The sequence below is a fragment of the Synechococcus sp. H70.1 genome (assembly GCF_047502705.1).
Classification (GTDB): domain Bacteria; phylum Cyanobacteriota; class Cyanobacteriia; order Thermostichales; family Thermostichaceae; genus Thermostichus.
The window spans coordinates 1-17223 of the sequence record NZ_JANSIV010000010.1 but is presented as its reverse complement, the minus strand read 5'-3'; the positions used below and the strand labels follow the sequence as shown (position 1 = coordinate 17223).

Annotated in this window: 17 protein-coding genes; 12 read left to right on the top strand and 5 right to left on the bottom strand. The window is 58.7% G+C overall.

Annotation, left to right across the window (positions count from 1 at the left end):
- The first annotated feature begins 73 nt into the window (after window positions 1-73).
- The 4 genes from mnmE to gpmI all read left to right on the top strand — a co-directional run bounded on the left by mnmE (window position 74) and on the right by gpmI (window position 4364).
- Entirely contained in the window at window positions 74-1453 is a 1380-nt protein-coding gene (gene mnmE, locus NW827_RS00435) for a tRNA uridine-5-carboxymethylaminomethyl(34) synthesis GTPase MnmE (RefSeq protein ID WP_414403476.1), read from the top strand.
- A 92-nt stretch (window positions 1454-1545) separates the two neighbouring features.
- A complete protein-coding gene (gene dps / locus NW827_RS00430) occupies window positions 1546-2046 on the top strand; it encodes a DNA starvation/stationary phase protection protein Dps (RefSeq protein ID WP_414360881.1) in 501 nt (166 codons plus the stop codon).
- A 36-nt stretch (window positions 2047-2082) separates the two neighbouring features.
- Window positions 2083-2607, top strand: coding sequence for a tetratricopeptide repeat protein (locus NW827_RS00425; protein ID WP_414360879.1), 525 nt, complete (start codon window positions 2083-2085; stop codon window positions 2605-2607).
- A 164-nt stretch (window positions 2608-2771) separates the two neighbouring features.
- Window positions 2772-4364 carry a 2,3-bisphosphoglycerate-independent phosphoglycerate mutase gene (gpmI, locus tag NW827_RS00420; protein ID WP_414403475.1) on the top strand — a complete coding sequence of 531 codons (1593 nt, stop codon included), beginning with the start codon at window positions 2772-2774 and terminating at the stop codon, window positions 4362-4364.
- Between the two features lie 9 nt (window positions 4365-4373).
- Here the strand turns inward: gpmI and NW827_RS00415 are convergent, their stop codons facing one another.
- The gene (locus NW827_RS00415; protein WP_414360877.1) at window positions 4374-4688 is read right to left on the bottom strand and encodes a hypothetical protein; all 315 of its coding nucleotides are present in this window, start codon (window positions 4686-4688) and stop codon (window positions 4374-4376) included.
- Window positions 4685-5272, bottom strand: a complete 588-nt coding sequence (locus tag NW827_RS00410; protein ID WP_414403474.1) for a DUF3177 family protein — start codon at window positions 5270-5272, stop codon at window positions 4685-4687. Before NW827_RS00410 ends, NW827_RS00415 begins: the two co-directional genes overlap by 4 nt.
- A 461-nt stretch (window positions 5273-5733) precedes the next feature.
- On the opposite strand from NW827_RS00410, the gene NW827_RS00405 reads away from it, so the two are divergent.
- The 8 genes from NW827_RS00405 to NW827_RS00370 all read left to right on the top strand — a co-directional run bounded on the left by NW827_RS00405 (window position 5734) and on the right by NW827_RS00370 (window position 11601).
- Window positions 5734-6129, top strand: coding sequence for a hypothetical protein (locus tag NW827_RS00405; protein ID WP_414360873.1), 396 nt, complete (start codon window positions 5734-5736; stop codon window positions 6127-6129).
- A 5-nt stretch (window positions 6130-6134) separates the two neighbouring features.
- Window positions 6135-6881: a F0F1 ATP synthase subunit A gene (gene atpB / locus NW827_RS00400; RefSeq protein ID WP_414361225.1), complete on the top strand. Its 747-nt coding sequence runs from the start codon at window positions 6135-6137 to the stop codon at window positions 6879-6881.
- Between the two features lie 221 nt (window positions 6882-7102).
- Window positions 7103-7351, top strand: coding sequence for an ATP synthase F0 subunit C (gene atpE, locus NW827_RS00395; protein WP_414360871.1), 249 nt, complete (start codon window positions 7103-7105; stop codon window positions 7349-7351).
- Between the two features lie 87 nt (window positions 7352-7438).
- Window positions 7439-7912: a F0F1 ATP synthase subunit B' gene (locus tag NW827_RS00390; protein ID WP_414403473.1), complete on the top strand. Its 474-nt coding sequence runs from the start codon at window positions 7439-7441 to the stop codon at window positions 7910-7912.
- A 47-nt stretch (window positions 7913-7959) separates the two neighbouring features.
- Window positions 7960-8490 carry a F0F1 ATP synthase subunit B gene (locus tag NW827_RS00385; protein ID WP_414403472.1) on the top strand — a complete coding sequence of 177 codons (531 nt, stop codon included), beginning with the start codon at window positions 7960-7962 and terminating at the stop codon, window positions 8488-8490.
- Window positions 8491-8513: 23 nt separating this feature from the next.
- A complete protein-coding gene (atpH, locus tag NW827_RS00380) occupies window positions 8514-9062 on the top strand; it encodes an ATP synthase F1 subunit delta (protein ID WP_414360863.1) in 549 nt (182 codons plus the stop codon).
- A 43-nt stretch (window positions 9063-9105) separates the two neighbouring features.
- Window positions 9106-10626: a F0F1 ATP synthase subunit alpha gene (atpA, locus tag NW827_RS00375; protein WP_414360860.1), complete on the top strand. Its 1521-nt coding sequence runs from the start codon at window positions 9106-9108 to the stop codon at window positions 10624-10626.
- Between the two features lie 30 nt (window positions 10627-10656).
- Window positions 10657-11601: a F0F1 ATP synthase subunit gamma gene (locus tag NW827_RS00370; protein WP_414360858.1), complete on the top strand. Its 945-nt coding sequence runs from the start codon at window positions 10657-10659 to the stop codon at window positions 11599-11601.
- Window positions 11602-11605: 4 nt separating this feature from the next.
- Here NW827_RS00370 and NW827_RS00365 read toward each other — a convergent pair whose 3' ends face one another.
- The 3 genes from NW827_RS00365 to NW827_RS00355 all read right to left on the bottom strand — a co-directional run.
- Window positions 11606-13297: an ABC transporter permease gene (locus NW827_RS00365; protein ID WP_414403470.1), complete on the bottom strand. Its 1692-nt coding sequence runs from the start codon at window positions 13295-13297 to the stop codon at window positions 11606-11608.
- Window positions 13298-13765: 468 nt separating this feature from the next.
- A complete protein-coding gene (locus NW827_RS00360; protein WP_414360854.1) occupies window positions 13766-14812 on the bottom strand; it encodes a Fe(3+) ABC transporter substrate-binding protein in 1047 nt (348 codons plus the stop codon).
- 299 nt (window positions 14813-15111) lie between these two features.
- Window positions 15112-17223, bottom strand: a 2112-nt coding sequence (locus NW827_RS00355; RefSeq protein WP_414503200.1) for a GAF domain-containing protein, incomplete at its 5' end; no start/stop codon positions are given.

Below are 17223 nucleotides of genomic sequence, written 5' to 3'. Positions count from 1 at the left end.
AAGGAGGAACCCCGCCCTGTCTGCCTAGCCACCCTGCAGGAAGCAAGCTACAGCGCCCAGGAGGAGGTCGGGTATGGATCGAACTGCACCACTGGCCGACACCATTGCTGCCATTGCCACCGCCGTGGTGCCCGAGCAGGGCAGCATTGGCATTGTACGCCTTTCTGGCTCGCGGGCTTTGGCCATTGCCCAGGCCATCTTTACCCCCGCCCGCCGCACCGCCACCTGGGAGAGCCATCGCCTTCTCTATGGCTGGATCCACGACGAGAAGGGCCGCCAACTGGATGAAGCCTTGGCTGTGTGGATGCAGGCCCCCCGCTCCTACACCCGTGAGGATGTGGTGGAGTTCCACTGCCACGGTGGCATTATGGTGGTGCAGGCTACCCTGCAGCAGTGCCTGCGCCAGGGAGCGCGGCTGGCCCAGCCGGGGGAGTTCAGCCTGCGCGCTTTCTTGAACGGTCGCATCGATCTAACCCAGGCTGAAAGTGTGGCCGATCTGGTGGCGGCCCGCTCCCCCCAGGCAGCGCAGATGGCGCTGGCGGGTCTGCAGGGCAAATTGGGCCAGTCCATCCGCGCCCTGCGCCAGGAGCTGCTGGGCTTATTGGCCGAGATTGAGGCACGGATTGACTTTGAGGAGGATCTGCCCCCCCTGGATGTCCCCGCTTGGCAGGCGCGCCTCCAGGAGGTCCAAGCCCAGATACAAACCCTGCTAGATACCGCCGAACGGGGACAACTGCTGCGCAGCGGGGTGAAGGTGGCCATTGTTGGACGGCCCAATGTGGGTAAATCTAGCCTGCTCAACGCTTGGTCAGGGCAGGATCGAGCCATCGTCACTGACCTACCCGGCACTACTCGGGATGTGGTGGAATCCCAGTTGGTGGTGAGAGGGATCCCCGTTCAGCTCCTGGACACTGCCGGTATTCGCGAAACCGACGATCCCGTGGAACGGCTGGGGGTGGAACGCTCCCAGCGCTTGGCCCAAGCTGCTGATGTCCTGGTGCTGGTGATCGATGCCCAGGCCGGCTGGACAGAAGCGGATGCGGCCATCTACGAGTCCATCCGCCACCGCCCCCTGATCCTGGTGATTAACAAAACTGATCTTGCCCCCGCCGACAAGATCCCTCTCCCGCCCGAGATTGCCTACCGCGTCCCCACAGTCGCTGCCCAAGGCAAGGGGATCGCGGAGCTGGAAGAGGCGCTGGAGCGGCTTGTTACCCAGGGGCGGCCCCAGCCCAACCTGGAGGTAAGCCTTAACCAGCGCCAGGCTGCCGCCCTCCGCCAGGCCCAGGCTAGCCTGGAACAAGTGGCCCAGGCCATGCAGGAGCAGCTCCCCTTCGATTTCTGGACCATCGACCTGCGGGGAGCGCTGCACGCCCTTGGTCAAATTACCGGCGAGGAGATCTCTGAAGCAGTGCTGGATCAGATCTTCAGCCGCTTCTGCATTGGCAAGTAAGCTAACTCATACTCATTCTGAGTTTGTGTTAGGATGGCCTAGGAGGGGATCCCGCACCCCAGACAATGGTAAAGACGGTTAGGAGATTGGCTATGGTGACCGCTGAAAAGACCCGCCTCTACCCCACCCAGATTGACTTGCCGGCTGAGGCCCGGGCGCAACTGGTGGAGTTGCTCAACCAGTCCTTGGCCGACACGCTGGATCTCAAAACTCAGGTGAAGCAGGCCCATTGGAACGTCAAAGGCATGAACTTCATTGCCCTGCACGAGATGTTTGACACCTTTGCCAGCACGCTAGAGAACTACGTGGACATGCTGGCAGAGCGGGTTACGGCCCTAGGCGGCATCGCCCGTGGCACTGCCCGCATTGTTGCCCAAACCTCGAGCTTGCCCGAATACGACCTAACGGCTGAAGACGGTCGGACTCACCTGCAGGCTCTAGCGGTCCGCTACGGCCAGTATGCCGCGGCGGTGCGCCGCAACATCAGCCGCGCCACTGAGCTGGGGGATGCCGACACTGCCGACCTGTTTACGGAGATCTCGCGCCAAATCGATAAAGATCTCTGGTTTATTGAGGCCCACCTGCAGGCCTAAAGCCAGCAAAGCCAACTAGAAAAGTGGGGTAACAAAATGGTTGCCAATGCTTCCCTCCTTTACTTGGCAGCTTTGGCAGGCATTCTGGGGGTGGTGGGGTTCTTTGTCCTGCGTGGGGTGCTGCGCCTACGGGCCCAGGAAAAGGTCATCCGGGAGCTGCAACCTCGCCTAAGCAAAGGCAAGGGATCCCCACAGGAGCACTACGAGTTGGGCAGCGTCTACCTGCAAAAGGGTCTCTACGAGCAGGCCATCGTGCAGCTGAAAAAAGCCCTAGAGGTGGCTGGGGAGAACATTCCGCCCGTCTGCAATGCTCTGGGCTTTGCCTACTTTAGCCAGGGGCAATACGATCTGGCCATTCGCTACTACAAAGATGCTGTTGCGGCAGATCCTGCCTATGTAACTGCCTGGAATAACCTGGGCCATGCCTATGAGAAGAAAAATCTCTACGGCCCCGGCCTGGAAGCTTACGAGACCGCGTTGAAGCTGGACCCGCAAAATGCCATTGCCAAGCGCCGCGCCGAGTTGCTGCGCAAACGTCTGCAGCCCAGCCCCCGCAGTTGATGCGGTAGATACGTATTAAGACCTAGAGCGGCAAGTCGAAGGAGAGGGGGTGAGAGTTTTTCTTCTCCTTGAAAGAGGGAGGCCAATCTTGAGCAGAAGGGAGGGATTCAGTATCGTGTTACCGGGGCTGGTATCATGTTTTGAAAAACACGAGAGTCCATCTCATGGATGCACAATTGGTGGCACCAGTAGTTCTGGTCATTCTAGATGGCTGGGGTTATCGCGAAGCCCTAGAAGGCAATGCCGTGCTAGCCGCCCGAACCCCTGTCATGGATAGTCTGTGGGCTACCTATCCTCATACCCTGCTGCAAGCTTCGGGGCGAGCCGTGGGCCTACCCGAAGGACAGATGGGCAACTCCGAGGTGGGCCACCTAACTCTAGGAGCAGGGCGGGTAGTGCCGCAGGAGTTGGTGCGCATTAGCGACGCCATTGAAACGGGATCCCTCTTCCAGGAGCCTCTGTTGCTGGAAGTTTGTCGTCAACTCAAGGAGCGGGGGGGCCGGTTTCATTTCATCGGTCTCTGCTCGGAAGGAGGAGTTCACTCCCACATTGACCACCTCTACGGCCTGCTGCGCCTGGCAGCCCAGGCAGGGATCCCTGCTTACGTGCATGCCATCACGGATGGCCGCGATACCCCCCCTTGTGAAGGGGCAAAAGTTCTGGCTACCCTCCAAAAAGAGCTGGAATGGCTGGGCAATGGCGTCATTGCTACCCTGAGCGGCCGCTACTACGCCATGGATCGGGATCGCCGTTGGGAGCGCACCCAGAAGGCCTACGAGATCATGACGGAAGATGGCCCCGGGTGTGGCCGCAGCGCTGCCGAGGTAATGGAAGACTTTTACGCCCAGGATATCACCGACGAGTTCATTCCCCCCACGCGTTTGGCTCCGGGAGCGGTAAAGCCGGGGGATGCGGTCCTCTTCTTTAATTTCCGCCCGGACCGGGCCCGCCAGCTCACCCAGGCTTTCGTCTGCCCTGACTTTTCTGGCTTTCAGCGGCGTCTGATTCCGGACCTCACCTTCATCACCATGACCCAATACGATCCAACCCTGCCGGTGCAGGTGCTCTTTAAGCCCCAGAACCTGGATCACCTGCTGGGCCAGGTGGTGAGCGAGGCCGGCCTTAAGCAATTGCGCATTGCCGAAACGGAAAAGTACGCCCACGTCACCTACTTTTTCAATGGCGGCATTGAGCAGCCCTTCCCAGGAGAGGATCGCATCCTGGTCCAAAGCCCACTGGTGGCTACCTATGACCAAGTGCCGGAGATGTCAGCAAAGGAGGTAACCGACAAGGCCATTGGAGCCATTGTCCGCCGTGAGTACAGCCTGGTGGTGCTTAACTACGCCAACCCCGACATGGTGGGCCACACTGGCAACTTTGAGGCCACGGTGCGAGCGCTGGAGACGGTAGACCAGTGCCTAGGTCGCCTACTGGCAGCGGTGGTGGACGTGGGAGGCACCACTCTCATCGTTGCAGATCACGGCAACGCCGAGCTGATGTGGGACGAGCAGGGCAACCCCTGGACAGCCCACACCACCAACCCCGTTCCCTGCATTCTGGTGGAGGGGGAAAAGCGCAAGATCCCTGGTCGCGGCGGCAACGTCAAGCTGCGCGCTGGCGGTACCTTGGCCGATGTCGGCCCCACCCTGCTGGAGATCTTGGGCTTGCCGCAGCCCCCCGAAATGACCGGGCAGTCCCTACTGGAGCCAGCAGAATACACCCTTCTGCAGCGGCCGCCAGTGCCTGTGGGGCGCTAAAGCCCTTCCTCACTCGGCTATTGGGATCCCTTCTTGGGCTAGCCAAGCTTTCAACTCCTCCCAGGTTTGGTAGAGGGCCAGCACCTGAGAGCGTTCAGGGTGATAGGGAGCACTCAGGCGCTCTAACTGTAAGAAGCGAGCCTGGGGAGGGATTACCGCTACTTCAGGATCGGGGGGAGTGGGCCGGCGCAGGGAGCTGCTGTAGCCGCGGTAGATGAGCACCAAATCAGTTTCTCCCTCGCTTTCCACCTCCACCCGCAGCACCTCCTGGGGGTGGCTCTGGCTGTAGCGCTCCAGAGCCAGCGGCCAAGGGAGGGGGCTCATGCTGCCACCTCCCCTTTCTCCCCACGGGGCCGCAGCCGCCAGACGAAGTAGACGCTGTAGAGCAGGTAAACCACCAAGCCCCAGGCCCCTGCGCTCCCGAGCAGCTCTGGCGATAGATTGGCGTGGAAGATCTCCCGAAAGCCCAGCGGCGGCTCAAACCAAGCTCGACACTCCGGTGGCAAAGAAGCTTGGAAGGCGCAGGGCACAAAGGCTCCCGAAAAGAGGAACCCAACCCCCATGTAGCCAGTTACAACCCAGCGCCAGAGCAAAAAGGCCCGCGCCGCCCAGCTTCTTGACTGCTCAAGGGCAGCACTCCAATCCCGCCAGAACCAAAGGCTAAGCGGGATTAAAAGCCGTGCCATCGCCCCGCTTAGGAAACTGACTGGCAGGCCACCAATCATTAGGTACACGGTTACCGCTAACAGGCTAGACACCCGCCAGTAGGCAATCAAGATTTGGATCAAGGGACCCAGCCCTACCGCAAAAGCCCAACCTAAGAGCGCTAACGGCACCACCACCGTCAGCGCCACCGCCAGGCTGTAGTCTGCCCAAATGGCCTTCAGCAGCCAACTCAGTGGGACCATCCTCACCCTTTCTCCTCCCTGACCCTAGTATGGCGGGATCCCCAGCGGGATCCCACAGGGTTACAGGATATTACAGATCCCTGGCCACTCCCCACGAAACCTTGCGTCGTTGGGAAAGTTTTTCAACTCTTGCCGTTGCCTCTCCAGGAAGGTGGTAGATTCTTAGAGGAACATCCGCAGACCAGCCGGAAAGCAAGCTGTCTTTCTGGAGGGCAGACAGGGGTTTCCTAGGACCTTAGCTTGGCCTAGCTTGTTAAGTATTGTTACTTGGCCGTGTTATTTTGGGTTAAGGCCAGCTCCTAAGCGGTAGGAATCTTGCTTCCATGCCACGTTCTTCCGGACTTCTCTCCCACAGTCCCAGGCGCTGGAAGGCAACCCAGTGGAAGCCCAGGCCTTTGCCTCCCTTGGAGGGCGTGCCTCTTTCCCAGAAGGGCGAGGCAGAGGAGGGCTGCCAAGGGTCGTTGCCACCAAAGACAGCCTCTGGCAAGAGGGCTGGCGAGGGGAAAAGCTATGCCGACCTGCAGCTATGGCTAGTACTGGTTACTCTGGGTGTCAGCCTAGCCATTGCCCTAGGGGTGGCGTTGGTTTACTCGCCAGGGGTGGCAGGCAACTACCTGCTGGGAGCACTTGCCGGTGTGGTCTATCTGCGCATGCTGGGCCGCGGCGTGGCAGAGCTGGGCAAAAGTCGCAACCGCCTAGGAGTGATGCGCTTGGCTCTGTTTGTTGGGCTGATGGTTTTAGCTGCTGAGGTGAAGTCCTTACAGATTTTGCCAATCTTCTTTGGGTTTATGACCTATAAGATCACCCTGCTCATTCACCTTGTCCAGACGTTGAGCCGTTTGTCTTCCTCCTCATGATGCTTATGAACCCGTCCTTCTCCCCTCCTCTTCTCCTAGCAGAACTGGAAGTTGGCCATCACCTCTACTGGCACCTGGGCAAATTTACGGTTCATGGCCAGGTTTTGATTGCCAGTTGGATTGCCATTGCCCTGATCTTGACGGTGGTGCTGTTGGGCACTCGTCAACTGCAGCGGGAGCCCGCTGGCTTGCAAAACTTTATCGAGTACACCCTGGAATTTGTCCAGAGCATTGCTCGCGCCCAGATTGGCGAGAAAAACTTCCGGCCTTGGGTACCCTATGTTGGCACCTTGTTCCTGTTTATTTTTGTCTCCAACTGGATGGGCAATCTCTTCCCCTGGAAGTTGATTCCCCTGCCGGAAGGGGAGCTGGCTTCTCCCACCAACGACATTAACACCACTGCCGGCTTGGCGCTGCTGACCAGTATCATGTACTTTGCGGCTGGCATCAGTAAGCGGGGGCTGTCCTACTTTAAAAAGTACATCGAGCCCACGCCAATTCTACTGCCCATCAACGTCCTGGAAGATTTCACCAAGCCCCTCTCCCTAAGTTTTCGTCTGTTTGGCAACATCTTGGCAGAGGAGCTGGTGATTGCAGTGTTGGTGTTGCTGGTGCCGCTGTTGATCCCGGTGCCAGTGATGGTTCTGTTCTTGTTTACAGGAGCCATTCAGGCTTTGATCTTCGCAACCCTCTCAGCGGCTTACATTGGAGAGGCGCTGGAAGGGCATGGGGGTGGCGATCACCACGACTGACTGCTGGGGATCGTTACGGCCCCTACCCAGTTCAAGGCCCAGCTCTTCCGATCTCTCCAATGGGTTGTCGCAAGGGATCCCTTCTCTGGTAAGGTTTGTTGGGGCCGAGGGCGTAAGCCTGGAGGCCACCGACAAGGGGGGCGACCGGCTTGGATACTCAAGCTAGAGCACCTCGAAGCTCAAAACCCTGTTGTAACGACAAGGAGCATCTTGCTATGGCTATGGATCCGTTAACCTCTGCTGCTTCTGTTTTGTCTGCTGCTCTGGCCATTGGTCTGGGATCCCTGGGGCCGGGGCTGGGCCAAGGGAATGCCGCTGCTGCTGCTATGGAGGGGCTGGCCCGCCAGCCAGAGGCGGAAGATAAGATCCGCGGCAACCTGTTGGTCAGCTTGGCCTTCATGGAAGCTCTGACGATCTACGGCTTGGTGGTGGCCCTGGTGCTTCTGTTTGCCAACCCCTTTGCCTCTTAGTGCCGTTGTTTTGGGGGGCAGTCCGGATGCCGGCTTGCCCCCAGATCTTGCTTTGTCTCAGAATTCCGTTTTTGTCGGTGGGGCCCCATGATCTCCTCAACCCTTTTAGCTGTCGAGGCCGCCGAGAAAAATGGCCTCTTCGATCTGGATGCCACCTTGCCCATCATTGCCGTTCAATTCTTGTTGTTGGTAGCCGTGCTCAACTCTCTCTTCTATGAGCCGGTTACTCGGGTTATCGACAGCCGCAACGACTACATCCGCACCACTCAGGCGGAAGCCCAGGAGCGGTTGGAGAAGGCCACGGCTCTAGCCCAGGAGTACGAGGCTGAGATTAGTCGAGCCCGCCTCCAGGCACAGGAAGTGATGGCCGAGGCGGAAGCAGCTGCGGCGCGCATTCGTGCGGAGAAGTTGGCAGCGGCTCAGGCGGAGATCCAAGCCAAACTGGAAGCGGCGCGGCGGCAGATTGAGCAGGAAAAGCAGGCGGCCCTTGAACAACTGCAGCAGCAAGTGGATGCTATTGCTGCCCAGATCACCGAGAAGTTGCTAGGCAGCGTCCGTTAGGTAGTCAATTTCCTAGGGAGTAGTTTGTGATGCTGGTGTGCAGCTGGATGTCCGCTTGGCTCCTAGCCGTTGCTGAGCCGGTAGTGGAAGCCGCCGGGGTGTCGATCCTGGAGGCAATTCTGGAAAGCAATCTGGTCAACATTGCCATCATCTTGGCTTTGCTGTACGTTTTGGGCCGCCGAGTGGTGGGGGAAGCGCTGGCAAAGCGGCGGGAAGGCATCCTCGAGGAACTGCACCAGGCGGAGCAACGCAAGCAGGAAGCCATCACGAGGTTGGCGGAGGAGCAGCAAAAGCTGGCGCAGGCCCAGCAGGAAGCAGAGCGCATTCGCCGCGAGGCGGAGGTTAACGCGGAAGCTCGCCGCCAGGAGCTGTTGCAGCAGGTGGAGCAAGAGATCGAGCGGCTGCGCGCCAGAGCGGCAAGGGATCTCGCTGCTGAGCAGGAGCAAATTCTCCAAGAGCTGCGCCGCCAAATTGTGCGCCAAGCTCTGAGCAAGGTGGAGCAGGAGCTGCCGCAGCACCTCAATGAGGAGATTCACCATCGCCTAATTGAGCAAGGGATCCAAATGATCGCCCGCTAGCCGAAAAGGAGAAATAGAGACCTATGATGACTAGAAAAATGACCCTCAGGCTGGTGGATCCCTACGCCGAAGCCCTACTGGCTCTGGCTTCTGGGCAAGGGCTGCTGGACACCTTTACCGCCGATATTCGTTTCCTTGCTGCCGTTTTGCAGGCCACGCCGGAGCTGGGCGAGTTTCTCGCTAGCCCTCTGGTTAAGGCGGAAGCCAAGAAAAAACTCCTGCAGCAGGTGTTTGCCCCTCAGATCCACCCGCTGCTGCTCAATGCTCTTCAGTTGCTGACCGACCGCCGCCGCATCATGTTCCTTGAGGCTCTCTGCCGGCGTTTCCTAGAGCTGCAGCGGAAACTGCAAAACATTGTCCTAGCTGAGGTAACCACCGCCGTGCCCTTGACGGAGGCCCAGCAGCAACTCCTCCGTGAGCGGGTGAAGGACTTCACGCAAGCTAGCGGCGTAGAGCTCCAGATTAGCCAAGATCCCACAGTGCTAGGCGGAGTAATCCTCAAGATTGGATCCCAGGTCATTGACCTCAGTTTGCGCGGCCAGTTGCGCTCGCTGGCCCTGCGGTTGGTTTAAGTTTTCTTTTTAGATCCCCTTCCACTTCCCTGAGAGGACTGCCATGCCTACCATTCGCCCAGATGAGATTAGCACCATCATCAAGCAACAGATCGAACAGTACAACCGGGAGATGCAGGTCTCCAATGTCGGCACAGTCCTACAAGTAGGAGACGGCATTGCCCGAATCTATGGCTTGGAGAAGGTGATGGCCAGTGAGCTGCTGGAGTTTGAGGATGGCACTCTGGGCATTGCTCTCAACCTAGAGGAGGACAACGTCGGCGCCGTGCTGATTGGCGACGGCCGCAGGATCCAAGAAGGATCCACCGTCAAAGCCACGGGTAGAATTGCCAGCATTCCGGTGGGGGAAGCCCTGCTGGGCCGCGTGGTTGATCCCCTGTGCAATCCCCTCGACGGCAAAGGACCGATTCACTGCACCGAAACTCGCCTCATTGAGTCCCCCGCTCCCAGCATTATTGATCGCCGCTCCGTGTATGAGCCGCTCCAAACCGGCATCACTGCCATCGATGCCCTGATTCCTATTGGGCGGGGACAACGGGAGCTCATCATCGGCGACCGCCAAACTGGTAAGACCACCCTTGCTGTCGACACCATCCTCAACCAAAAAGGCCAGGATGTCATTTGCATCTACGTGGCCATCGGCCAGAAGCAGAGCAACATCGCCCAGGTGGTGAACATCCTCACCGAGCGGGGGGCAATGGACTATAGCATTGTGGTGGCTGCCGGCGCCGACAGCCCGGCCCCACTGCAGTGGCTAGCTCCCTACTGTGGGGCCACCATTGCTGAATACTTCATGTACCAGGGTAAGCACACCCTGGTGGTCTACGACGACCTGTCCAAGCAGGCAGTGGCCTACCGCCAAATGTCGCTGCTGTTGCGCCGTCCACCTGGCCGGGAAGCCTATCCGGGAGATGTGTTTTACTTGCACTCGCGGCTATTGGAGCGGGCGGCTAAGCTCAACAGCCAGTTGGGTGAGGGCTCCATGACAGCCCTGCCAATTGTGGAAACCCAGGCCAATGACGTATCGGCCTACATTCCCACCAACGTTATTTCCATTACTGACGGCCAGATCTTCCTGGAGTCAGATCTGTTCAATGCCGGCATTCGCCCTGCCATCAACATCGGGATCTCCGTCAGCCGCGTTGGCTCGGCGGCCCAAACCAAGGCTATGAAGAAAGTGGCTGGCTCGCTGAAGGTGGAACTGGCGCAATATCGCGATCTAGAAGCCTTTGCCCAGTTTGCCTCCGACTTGGATGAGGCCACCCAAAAGCAACTGGCCCGCGGTCAAAGGCTGCAGGAGATCCTCAAGCAGCCGCAGTACTCGCCGCTGTCTCTGGATCAGCAAGTGGCCATTATCTACGCGGGGACGCAGGGCTACCTGGACGACATCCCGCTGGAGAAAGTCTCCAGCTTCAAGCAGGGCTTGCTGTCCTACTTGAGCACCGCCCATCCCAAATATGGCGAGATTGTCCTCTCCACCAAGCAGCTTACTGAGGAAGCGGAGGAGATCCTCAAAACCGCCATCGCGGAGTTCAAGCAAAGCTTTGTGGCGAAGGCGGCCTAACGGAAGTTACCCCAGCAAGAGGGACTGGTTATGGCAAAGCTAAAGCGGATTCGCGACCGCATCAAGGCAGTGAAAAACACCCGCAAAATTACGGAAGCCATGCGCCTGGTGGCGGCAGCGCGGGTGCGGCGGGCCCAGGAGCAGGTGATGGCCAGCCGTCCTTTTGCCAATCGCTTGGCCCAGGTTTTCTATCGGCTGCAGACACGGCTGCGGTTGGAAAATGTCGAGCTACCCTTGCTAAAGCAGCGCCCTGTTGAAACGGTGGGCTTGCTGGTGGTGGCTGGGGATCGAGGCCTATGCGGTCCTTACAACGCCAATGTTATTAAGCGCACTGAGGAGCGAGTGCGCGAGCTGCAGGAAACGGGGCAGCGGGTGCAGTTCTACCTAGTGGGCCGCAAGGTGGTGCAGTATTTTCAGCGGCGCTCTGCCCCTATCGCCAAGACCTACGTGAATCTGTCCCAGATCCCCACTGCCGCTGAAGCTGCTCAAATTGGGGATGAGCTGCTCTCCGCTTTCCTCTCCGAGAAGGTGGATAAGGTGGAGCTCATCTACACTCGCTTTGTCTCGCTGATTAGCTCCCGGCCAGTGGTGCAGTCGCTGCTTCCTCTGGATCCCACGCGCCTGGCTGCTCGCGACGATGAGATTTTTAACCTGTTGGTGCGGGGGGGAGAGTTTGTGGTCGAGCGCAGCAAGATCGTCGCTCCTGTCTCTGCCCCGCCACCGGACATGATCTTCGAGCAGGATCCCGTGCAAATCTTGGATGCGCTCCTGCCCTTGTACATGAACAATCAACTCCTGCGAGCTTTGCAGGAGGCAGCAGCCAGCGAGTTGGCGGCGCGGATGACAGCCATGAGCAATGCCAGCGATAACGCCACTGAGCTCATCCGTACCCTCAGCCTTGCCTACAACAAAGCCCGGCAAGCAGCGATTACCCAAGAGATCCTCGAAGTGGTAGCAGGTGCTGAAGCCCTGTAGGAGCCTACGCCGAGAAGCCCAGATTACGCCGCTGAGCCATTTGCGAGCTGAGCAGGATGACGGGTAGGATCCCTACGAAAACAATTGCCAAAGCAGGGGCACCGGCCTCGGCAAGGCGCTCGTCGGCCGCTAGGCGGTAGGTGTGGACGGCTAGGGTGTCGAAATTAAAGGGGCGCAGCACTAGCGTCGCCGGCAGCTCCTTCATCACATCTACAAACACCAGCAGCATTGCTCCTAGGATCCCGCCTCCCATTAGGGGGAGGTGCACCCGCCACAGGGTACCTAGGGATCCCTCCCCTAAACTGCGGGCTGCCTCGTCTAGACTGGGGGGAATGCGCAGCAGGGTCACCTCAACGGTGGCCAAGGCCACTGCCAAAAAGCGCACCAGATAGCCAAACACGAGGGCAGCAATGGTACCGCTGAACACCGGCCCGGGTGACTGCTGCAGCAGCACCTGCCGCAAGTAGCTCAGTAGGTGATCCAGTTGCCCCAGGGGAATTAAAACCCCTACGGCAATTACTACTCCAGGCAAAGCATACCCCAAGGAAGCCAGCCGCACCGCTAGCCCCAGGCCCCAGGCCGATCCCCGCTGTAGTCGCAAGCCGTACAGCACCACTACTGACACCGAAACGGCAATCACCGCTGTAATCGTGGCCAGAAGGAAGCTGTTCTGGGCGTAGCTCCAAAAGCGGTGGTGCAACTCCCCCTGGCGCAGAGTCATCTGGAGGAGGATGAGGGCAGGGACGACAAAGCCCAGCCCAATGGGGAGCCCACAGGCTAGCCATGCTCCTAGAGCGCGGATTCCTTGGAGGCGGTAACGGGTTGGCGTGGGCCTGAAGCCTTGGCGATAGTAACGCGCCCGCCGGCGGGAGAACTGCTCCAGGCCCCTCAGCAGCAATACCCACAGCAACAGCAGCGCCGAGAGCTGAGCTGCTGCCACCGGATTGCCCAGCGCCGTCCAGGTACGGTAGATGCCGGTGGTCAAGGTATCGACGCCAAAATAGCTAACTGTGCCGAAGTCATTCAGGGTCTCCATCAAGGCCAGCAGACAGCCGGCCACGATCCCCGGTCGGGCCAAGGGCAAGGCCACCCGGAAAAAGCTGGCCCAGGGTCCGTAGCCCAAGGAGCGGCTCACCTCCAAACAGGCCACCGACTGTTCCTGGAAGGCCAGCCGTGCCGAGAGATACACGTAGGGGTAGAGGGTGAGGACGAGCAGCAGGATCGCTCCCCACAGGGAGCGAATGTTGGGGAACCAGTAGTCGCCGATCCCCCAGCCGGTAACGCGCCGCAGCCAGATCTGGAAGCCGCCGGTTACCTGCAAGAAGTCGGTGTAGGCATAAGCCAACACATAGGTGGGCGCCGCTAGGGGTAGCACCAGCATCCACTCCAGCCAGGCCCGCCCCCAGAATTCGCACATCGTCACCAGCCAGGCGGTGCCGCTGCCCACCAGGATGACTCCCACTCCCACCCCTACCATCATCAGCAGACTGTTGCGCAGGTACAGCCCCAAGACCGTGTCGGCCAGGTGCTCCCAAACCTGCCGTTCATCCGCAAAGAGGCTGAGGAGAACCGTGAGGATGGGAACGAGGATGAGACCGCTGAGAGTTAGGGTCAGAAGCGTCCATCCGCTCAGAGGTGGGAAGCGGATGTTTTGTAGAAATTTGCTCAACAGCTTTAGCCTAGTTCGTGTGTGCATCTCAATAAAAACCTCAGCAAGCTCTAACGAAGGGATCCTCTAGGGAACTCCGCCCTTTAGCAGCCAGGTTCTCTTTCAGAACAAGCTCTTCGGCAGTTTAACCAAATAGGCAATGTTCTGGTCTTGCTGGTTTTCTAGGTAGGGCATCGTTTTCTCTCTTCTAAAGAACAACCAATTCCTCTAGCTTATCGTGCCCTTGACCAGGCGGTTGTTTAGGCCGAGGTCAAAAACATCGGCAGCACCAGAAATGTTAATGTAGATGGCCAGCTCCCGAGGTTTTACCATCCTGCTTGAGGACTAGGAAGGTCGCATTTTTACTTGCAGCCAGGCCTGTTCTCTCTAGAGGATAGAGAAACCTCTAGAAAGACCTAAGGGTCCTTGAGCCGCCCTAGAGCATAAATGCTTGGCCAAAAACTGTCAAGCTGATTCACGTTTGTGGCTCAAGCAATGGGAGGCTGCACTTGGGATCTACTTCCAACCAGCCCGATCCATCACTCTCAAGGCCTCAGGAGTAACGCGGCCAATGCTGGCGGCGTTGATTGTGTCCTCCTTGAAGGTGCCAAAGCTGGCCACCACCGAGTCGATCTCCGCACCCGGCAGCACCGGGTATTCGTTGTTGCTTTGGGCAAAGATGGCCTGCGCTTCTGGGCCGGAGAGGAACTCCAGAAACTGGATGGCTGCCTCTTTGTTGGGAGCCGTTTTCAAAATCCCAGCGCCGCTGATGTTGACGTGAGTGCCGCGATCCTGTTGGTTGGGAAAGAAGACGCCGATTTTCTCCGCTACGGCGCGATCTTCAGGATTGTCGGATTTAATCAAACGCGCCAGGTAGTAGGTGTTGGCCAGGGCCACGTCTCCCACGCCAGCAGCCACCGCTTTGATTTGATCAATGTCTCCCCCCTCGGGCGGGCGGGCAAAGTTAGCCACCAAGCCCCGTGCCCACTTTTCCGTCTCCGGGATCCCGTGCGCCAAGATGAGGGAAGCCGTCAGAGATTGGCTGTACACATTGCTGGAGGAGCGGGTGAGCACCTTGCCCCGCCACTTGGGGTTGGCCAGATCTTCGTAAGTGGAGAGCTCCTTGGGATCCACCTTGTCTTTGTTGTACATAATTACCCGCGCCCGCTTGGTCAAGCCAAACCAGTAGCCTTCCGGATCCCGCAGGGATTCTGGGATGTTCCTAGAGAGCGTCTCCGACTGGATAGGTTGAAACAAGCCTTCGTTTTGAGCTCGCCACAGCCGGGCTACATCCACCGTCATGAAGATATCAGCGGGACTGTTGGATCCCTCGCTGCGGAGGCGCTGAGCAATCTCATCGGCGTTGCCCTGCACCCAGTTCACCCTAATGCCTGTTTTCTGTTTGAAAAGTTCGTACAATTTCTCATCAGTACTGTAGTGCCGGGAGGTGTAGAGGTTTACCTCCCGGTTGGCACCGCGAGCTGAACGTCCCAGAGAGCCTACTGCCAAAGCTACAGAGCCCAGTACGGCTCCGTTAACCAATTGCCGTCGTGATAGGCGCATACCTAACCCCTAAACTCAAAAAAATCTCAACAAAGACTGCTAAACTGGCTCCAGCGGCAGTGCTGGCGGCCACGAAAGGGCTTGAAAAGCCTATTCCCTAGAAGCCGGACGCCCCTGGTAAGCCTCGGCTTCCCAGAGCTTTGCTAGTCCAAGCTTATTGAGAGTCTCTATCAGGAGCCTCAGGCTAGGGCAATGATAAGGGATCTCAAGTACTGAGTCAAGCTCTTGGAAGCTATTCTCATCTAGGCTTAAAGCCCCCCTAGAGGCCAGCTTACGAACTCCCTCGCCGGGTGGGGGAGTTATAGCTGCGGCAGATGGGGCAGGTGGAGCGTAAAGGTTGTCCAGCCGGCGGCGCTGCTCACCTCGATGGATCCCCGCAACTGATCCACCATCTGCTTCACCAAGGCCAAGCCCAAACCCGTGCCCCCTTCCTTCCAGGGATCCTTACTGGGAATGCGGTAAAAGCGCTCAAAGATGCGCGTCAGCTCCTCGGCAGGGATCTCTTGGCTGTTGCTGACCTGGATGCGGCTTTGACGATTTTCCGTTTCAATTTGCAAGTGGATGGATCCCTGGGCTGGGGTGTATTTGACGGCATTGTGCAAAAGCTCGCGCAGGATCCTGCTCAACAGCAAGGGATCCGTCGTGAGGCTGCTTTCGAGGGGGACACTGGCGTGAAAGCTCTGCCCCTTGGCGTGGGCCCGCTCCTCGGTAACGGTCAGTAGATCCCCCAGCAGCTCCTGCCAGGTGAGGGCTTGCACCTCCAGAGCGTAGGCCCCCGCCTGCAGGCGCTGCAGATCCAGCAGGTCGTTGATGAGCTCGATTTCCCGCTGGCATTCTCGCTCGGCAATGCTTAGATATTGAGCTCGCTTTTCGGGGGAGGGAGCCATCTGCAGCATCTTCAGAGCCATCTTTAGGCTGGCCAGGGGGGTGCGCAGCTCGTGGCTGACGGTGCTGATAAAGTCATCTTTGAGACGGTTAAGCCGCTCCAGGGCTTGCACCTGCTCTTGGGCAGCTTGGAACAGGCGCGCCTGGCGCAGCCCAATGGCGCATTGGTTGGCCACTTGCTGGATCAGTTGGATCTCCTGGTTGTCAAAAGGACGTGCAGCCGAGCGAGAAATCCACAGATCCCCTAGCACCTGGCCTTTGTCTAGCAAGGGACAAGCCATCACCACCTGGCGGTTTTCTGGAGCCGTCCCTGAGAAGCAAAATAGACAAAGCTGTCCTCTGAGCAGTTGCCGGTGAATGTCGTCGTAGGGCCCTCCCACTAGGGGTAGAGAAACGTTCAGGTGGGAAGCGGAGCGGGGGCAATACTCGTAGCTGATGGTGGAAAGGGTAAGGTCGGCGTTGTAAAGACCGATATCGCAGCCATCGGCATCTAGACTCTCTCCCAGCTCGCGCACGGCGTCGCTGAGGATCTCGGCTTCGTCGAGAGAATCGCGCACGCGGTCGGTGATGCGTTTTAGGATGGCCTCAAATTGCAAAGCCCGCTCCAGCTCGGCGGTGCGCTGTTGCACCTTCTCCTCTAGCGTTTGGTTTAGGGCTTTTACCTGCTCGTAAAGCTGGGCCTGCTGCAAGGCAATGGCCAATTGCTCCGCTAGCTCTTGCAAAAGCCTGATCTCCCTCTCCTGCCAAGAACGGCTGGCGCGGCAGTGCTGCGCCACCAAGAGGCCCCAGAGCTCCTCCCCCCGCCGAATGGGGATCACCAAGTTGGCCTGAGCCTGGAAAGAGTCCAAGAGCTCCCGGTAGCAGGGATCCAAAGGGGCCGTGGCCACATTGTCGATAGCCTGCACAAAGCCCTGCTGGTACTTGCGATAGCAGGGATCCTGGCGAAAGCAAGCATCCCACACGGAGCGGCCCAAGTGGCTGGGCCAGGGATCCAGGACGGACTCGGCGGCTACAAACCCCCCCATGCCCTCCTGCAACTGGTAGATCATCACCCGATCCACCTGGAGAAACTCTCGCACTTCCGCCGCCGTGGTTTGCAGGAGGGGCTGCAAGTCCAGCTTCTCGCGGATCCGGCGCAGCAGGGATCCCAGAAGTCTTTCTCGCTCTGCCTCTTGCCGCAGCAAATCCTGGGCTTCTTTGAGAGGGGTTATATCCACAGCAATGCCGCAAATGGCATAGGGATCCCCTTGCCAATCCCGCAGGGCAAACTTGGTGATCCACGTTTCTTGCTTTTTGCCGTCTCGACAAATGGTGCACTCATAGCTGATGGGAGCGGGAGACTGGATGGCCCTTTGATCTCCCTTGCGGAACTCCAGAGCTTCCTCTGGCGAGAAGAACTCCGTATCGGCCTTGCCGAGAACTTCTTCTGGGAGTTTACCGTTTTTTTGCAGGTAAGCTTGATTGACCTGTAAGTAGCGGCCCTGCAAATCTTTAACAAAGATGGGAAAAGGGATCCCGTCGAGGAT

Coding starts and splice junctions, on each gene's coding strand:
- mnmE (WP_414403476.1), top strand. CDS start 74: ATGGATCGAACTGCACCACTGGCCGACACCATTGCTGCCATTGCCACC.
- dps (WP_414360881.1), top strand. CDS start 1,546: ATGGTGACCGCTGAAAAGACCCGCCTCTACCCCACCCAGATTGACTTG.
- NW827_RS00425 (WP_414360879.1), top strand. CDS start 2,083: ATGGTTGCCAATGCTTCCCTCCTTTACTTGGCAGCTTTGGCAGGCATT.
- gpmI (WP_414403475.1), top strand. CDS start 2,772: ATGGATGCACAATTGGTGGCACCAGTAGTTCTGGTCATTCTAGATGGC.
- NW827_RS00415 (WP_414360877.1), bottom strand. CDS start 4,688: ATGAGCCCCCTCCCTTGGCCGCTGGCTCTGGAGCGCTACAGCCAGAGC.
- NW827_RS00410 (WP_414403474.1), bottom strand. CDS start 5,272: ATGGTCCCACTGAGTTGGCTGCTGAAGGCCATTTGGGCAGACTACAGC.
- atpB (WP_414361225.1), top strand. CDS start 6,135: ATGAACCCGTCCTTCTCCCCTCCTCTTCTCCTAGCAGAACTGGAAGTT.
- atpE (WP_414360871.1), top strand. CDS start 7,103: ATGGATCCGTTAACCTCTGCTGCTTCTGTTTTGTCTGCTGCTCTGGCC.
- NW827_RS00390 (WP_414403473.1), top strand. CDS start 7,439: ATGATCTCCTCAACCCTTTTAGCTGTCGAGGCCGCCGAGAAAAATGGC.
- NW827_RS00385 (WP_414403472.1), top strand. CDS start 7,960: ATGTCCGCTTGGCTCCTAGCCGTTGCTGAGCCGGTAGTGGAAGCCGCC.
- atpH (WP_414360863.1), top strand. CDS start 8,514: ATGATGACTAGAAAAATGACCCTCAGGCTGGTGGATCCCTACGCCGAA.
- atpA (WP_414360860.1), top strand. CDS start 9,106: ATGCCTACCATTCGCCCAGATGAGATTAGCACCATCATCAAGCAACAG.
- NW827_RS00370 (WP_414360858.1), top strand. CDS start 10,657: ATGGCAAAGCTAAAGCGGATTCGCGACCGCATCAAGGCAGTGAAAAAC.
- NW827_RS00365 (WP_414403470.1), bottom strand. CDS start 13,297: ATGCACACACGAACTAGGCTAAAGCTGTTGAGCAAATTTCTACAAAAC.
- NW827_RS00360 (WP_414360854.1), bottom strand. CDS start 14,812: ATGCGCCTATCACGACGGCAATTGGTTAACGGAGCCGTACTGGGCTCT.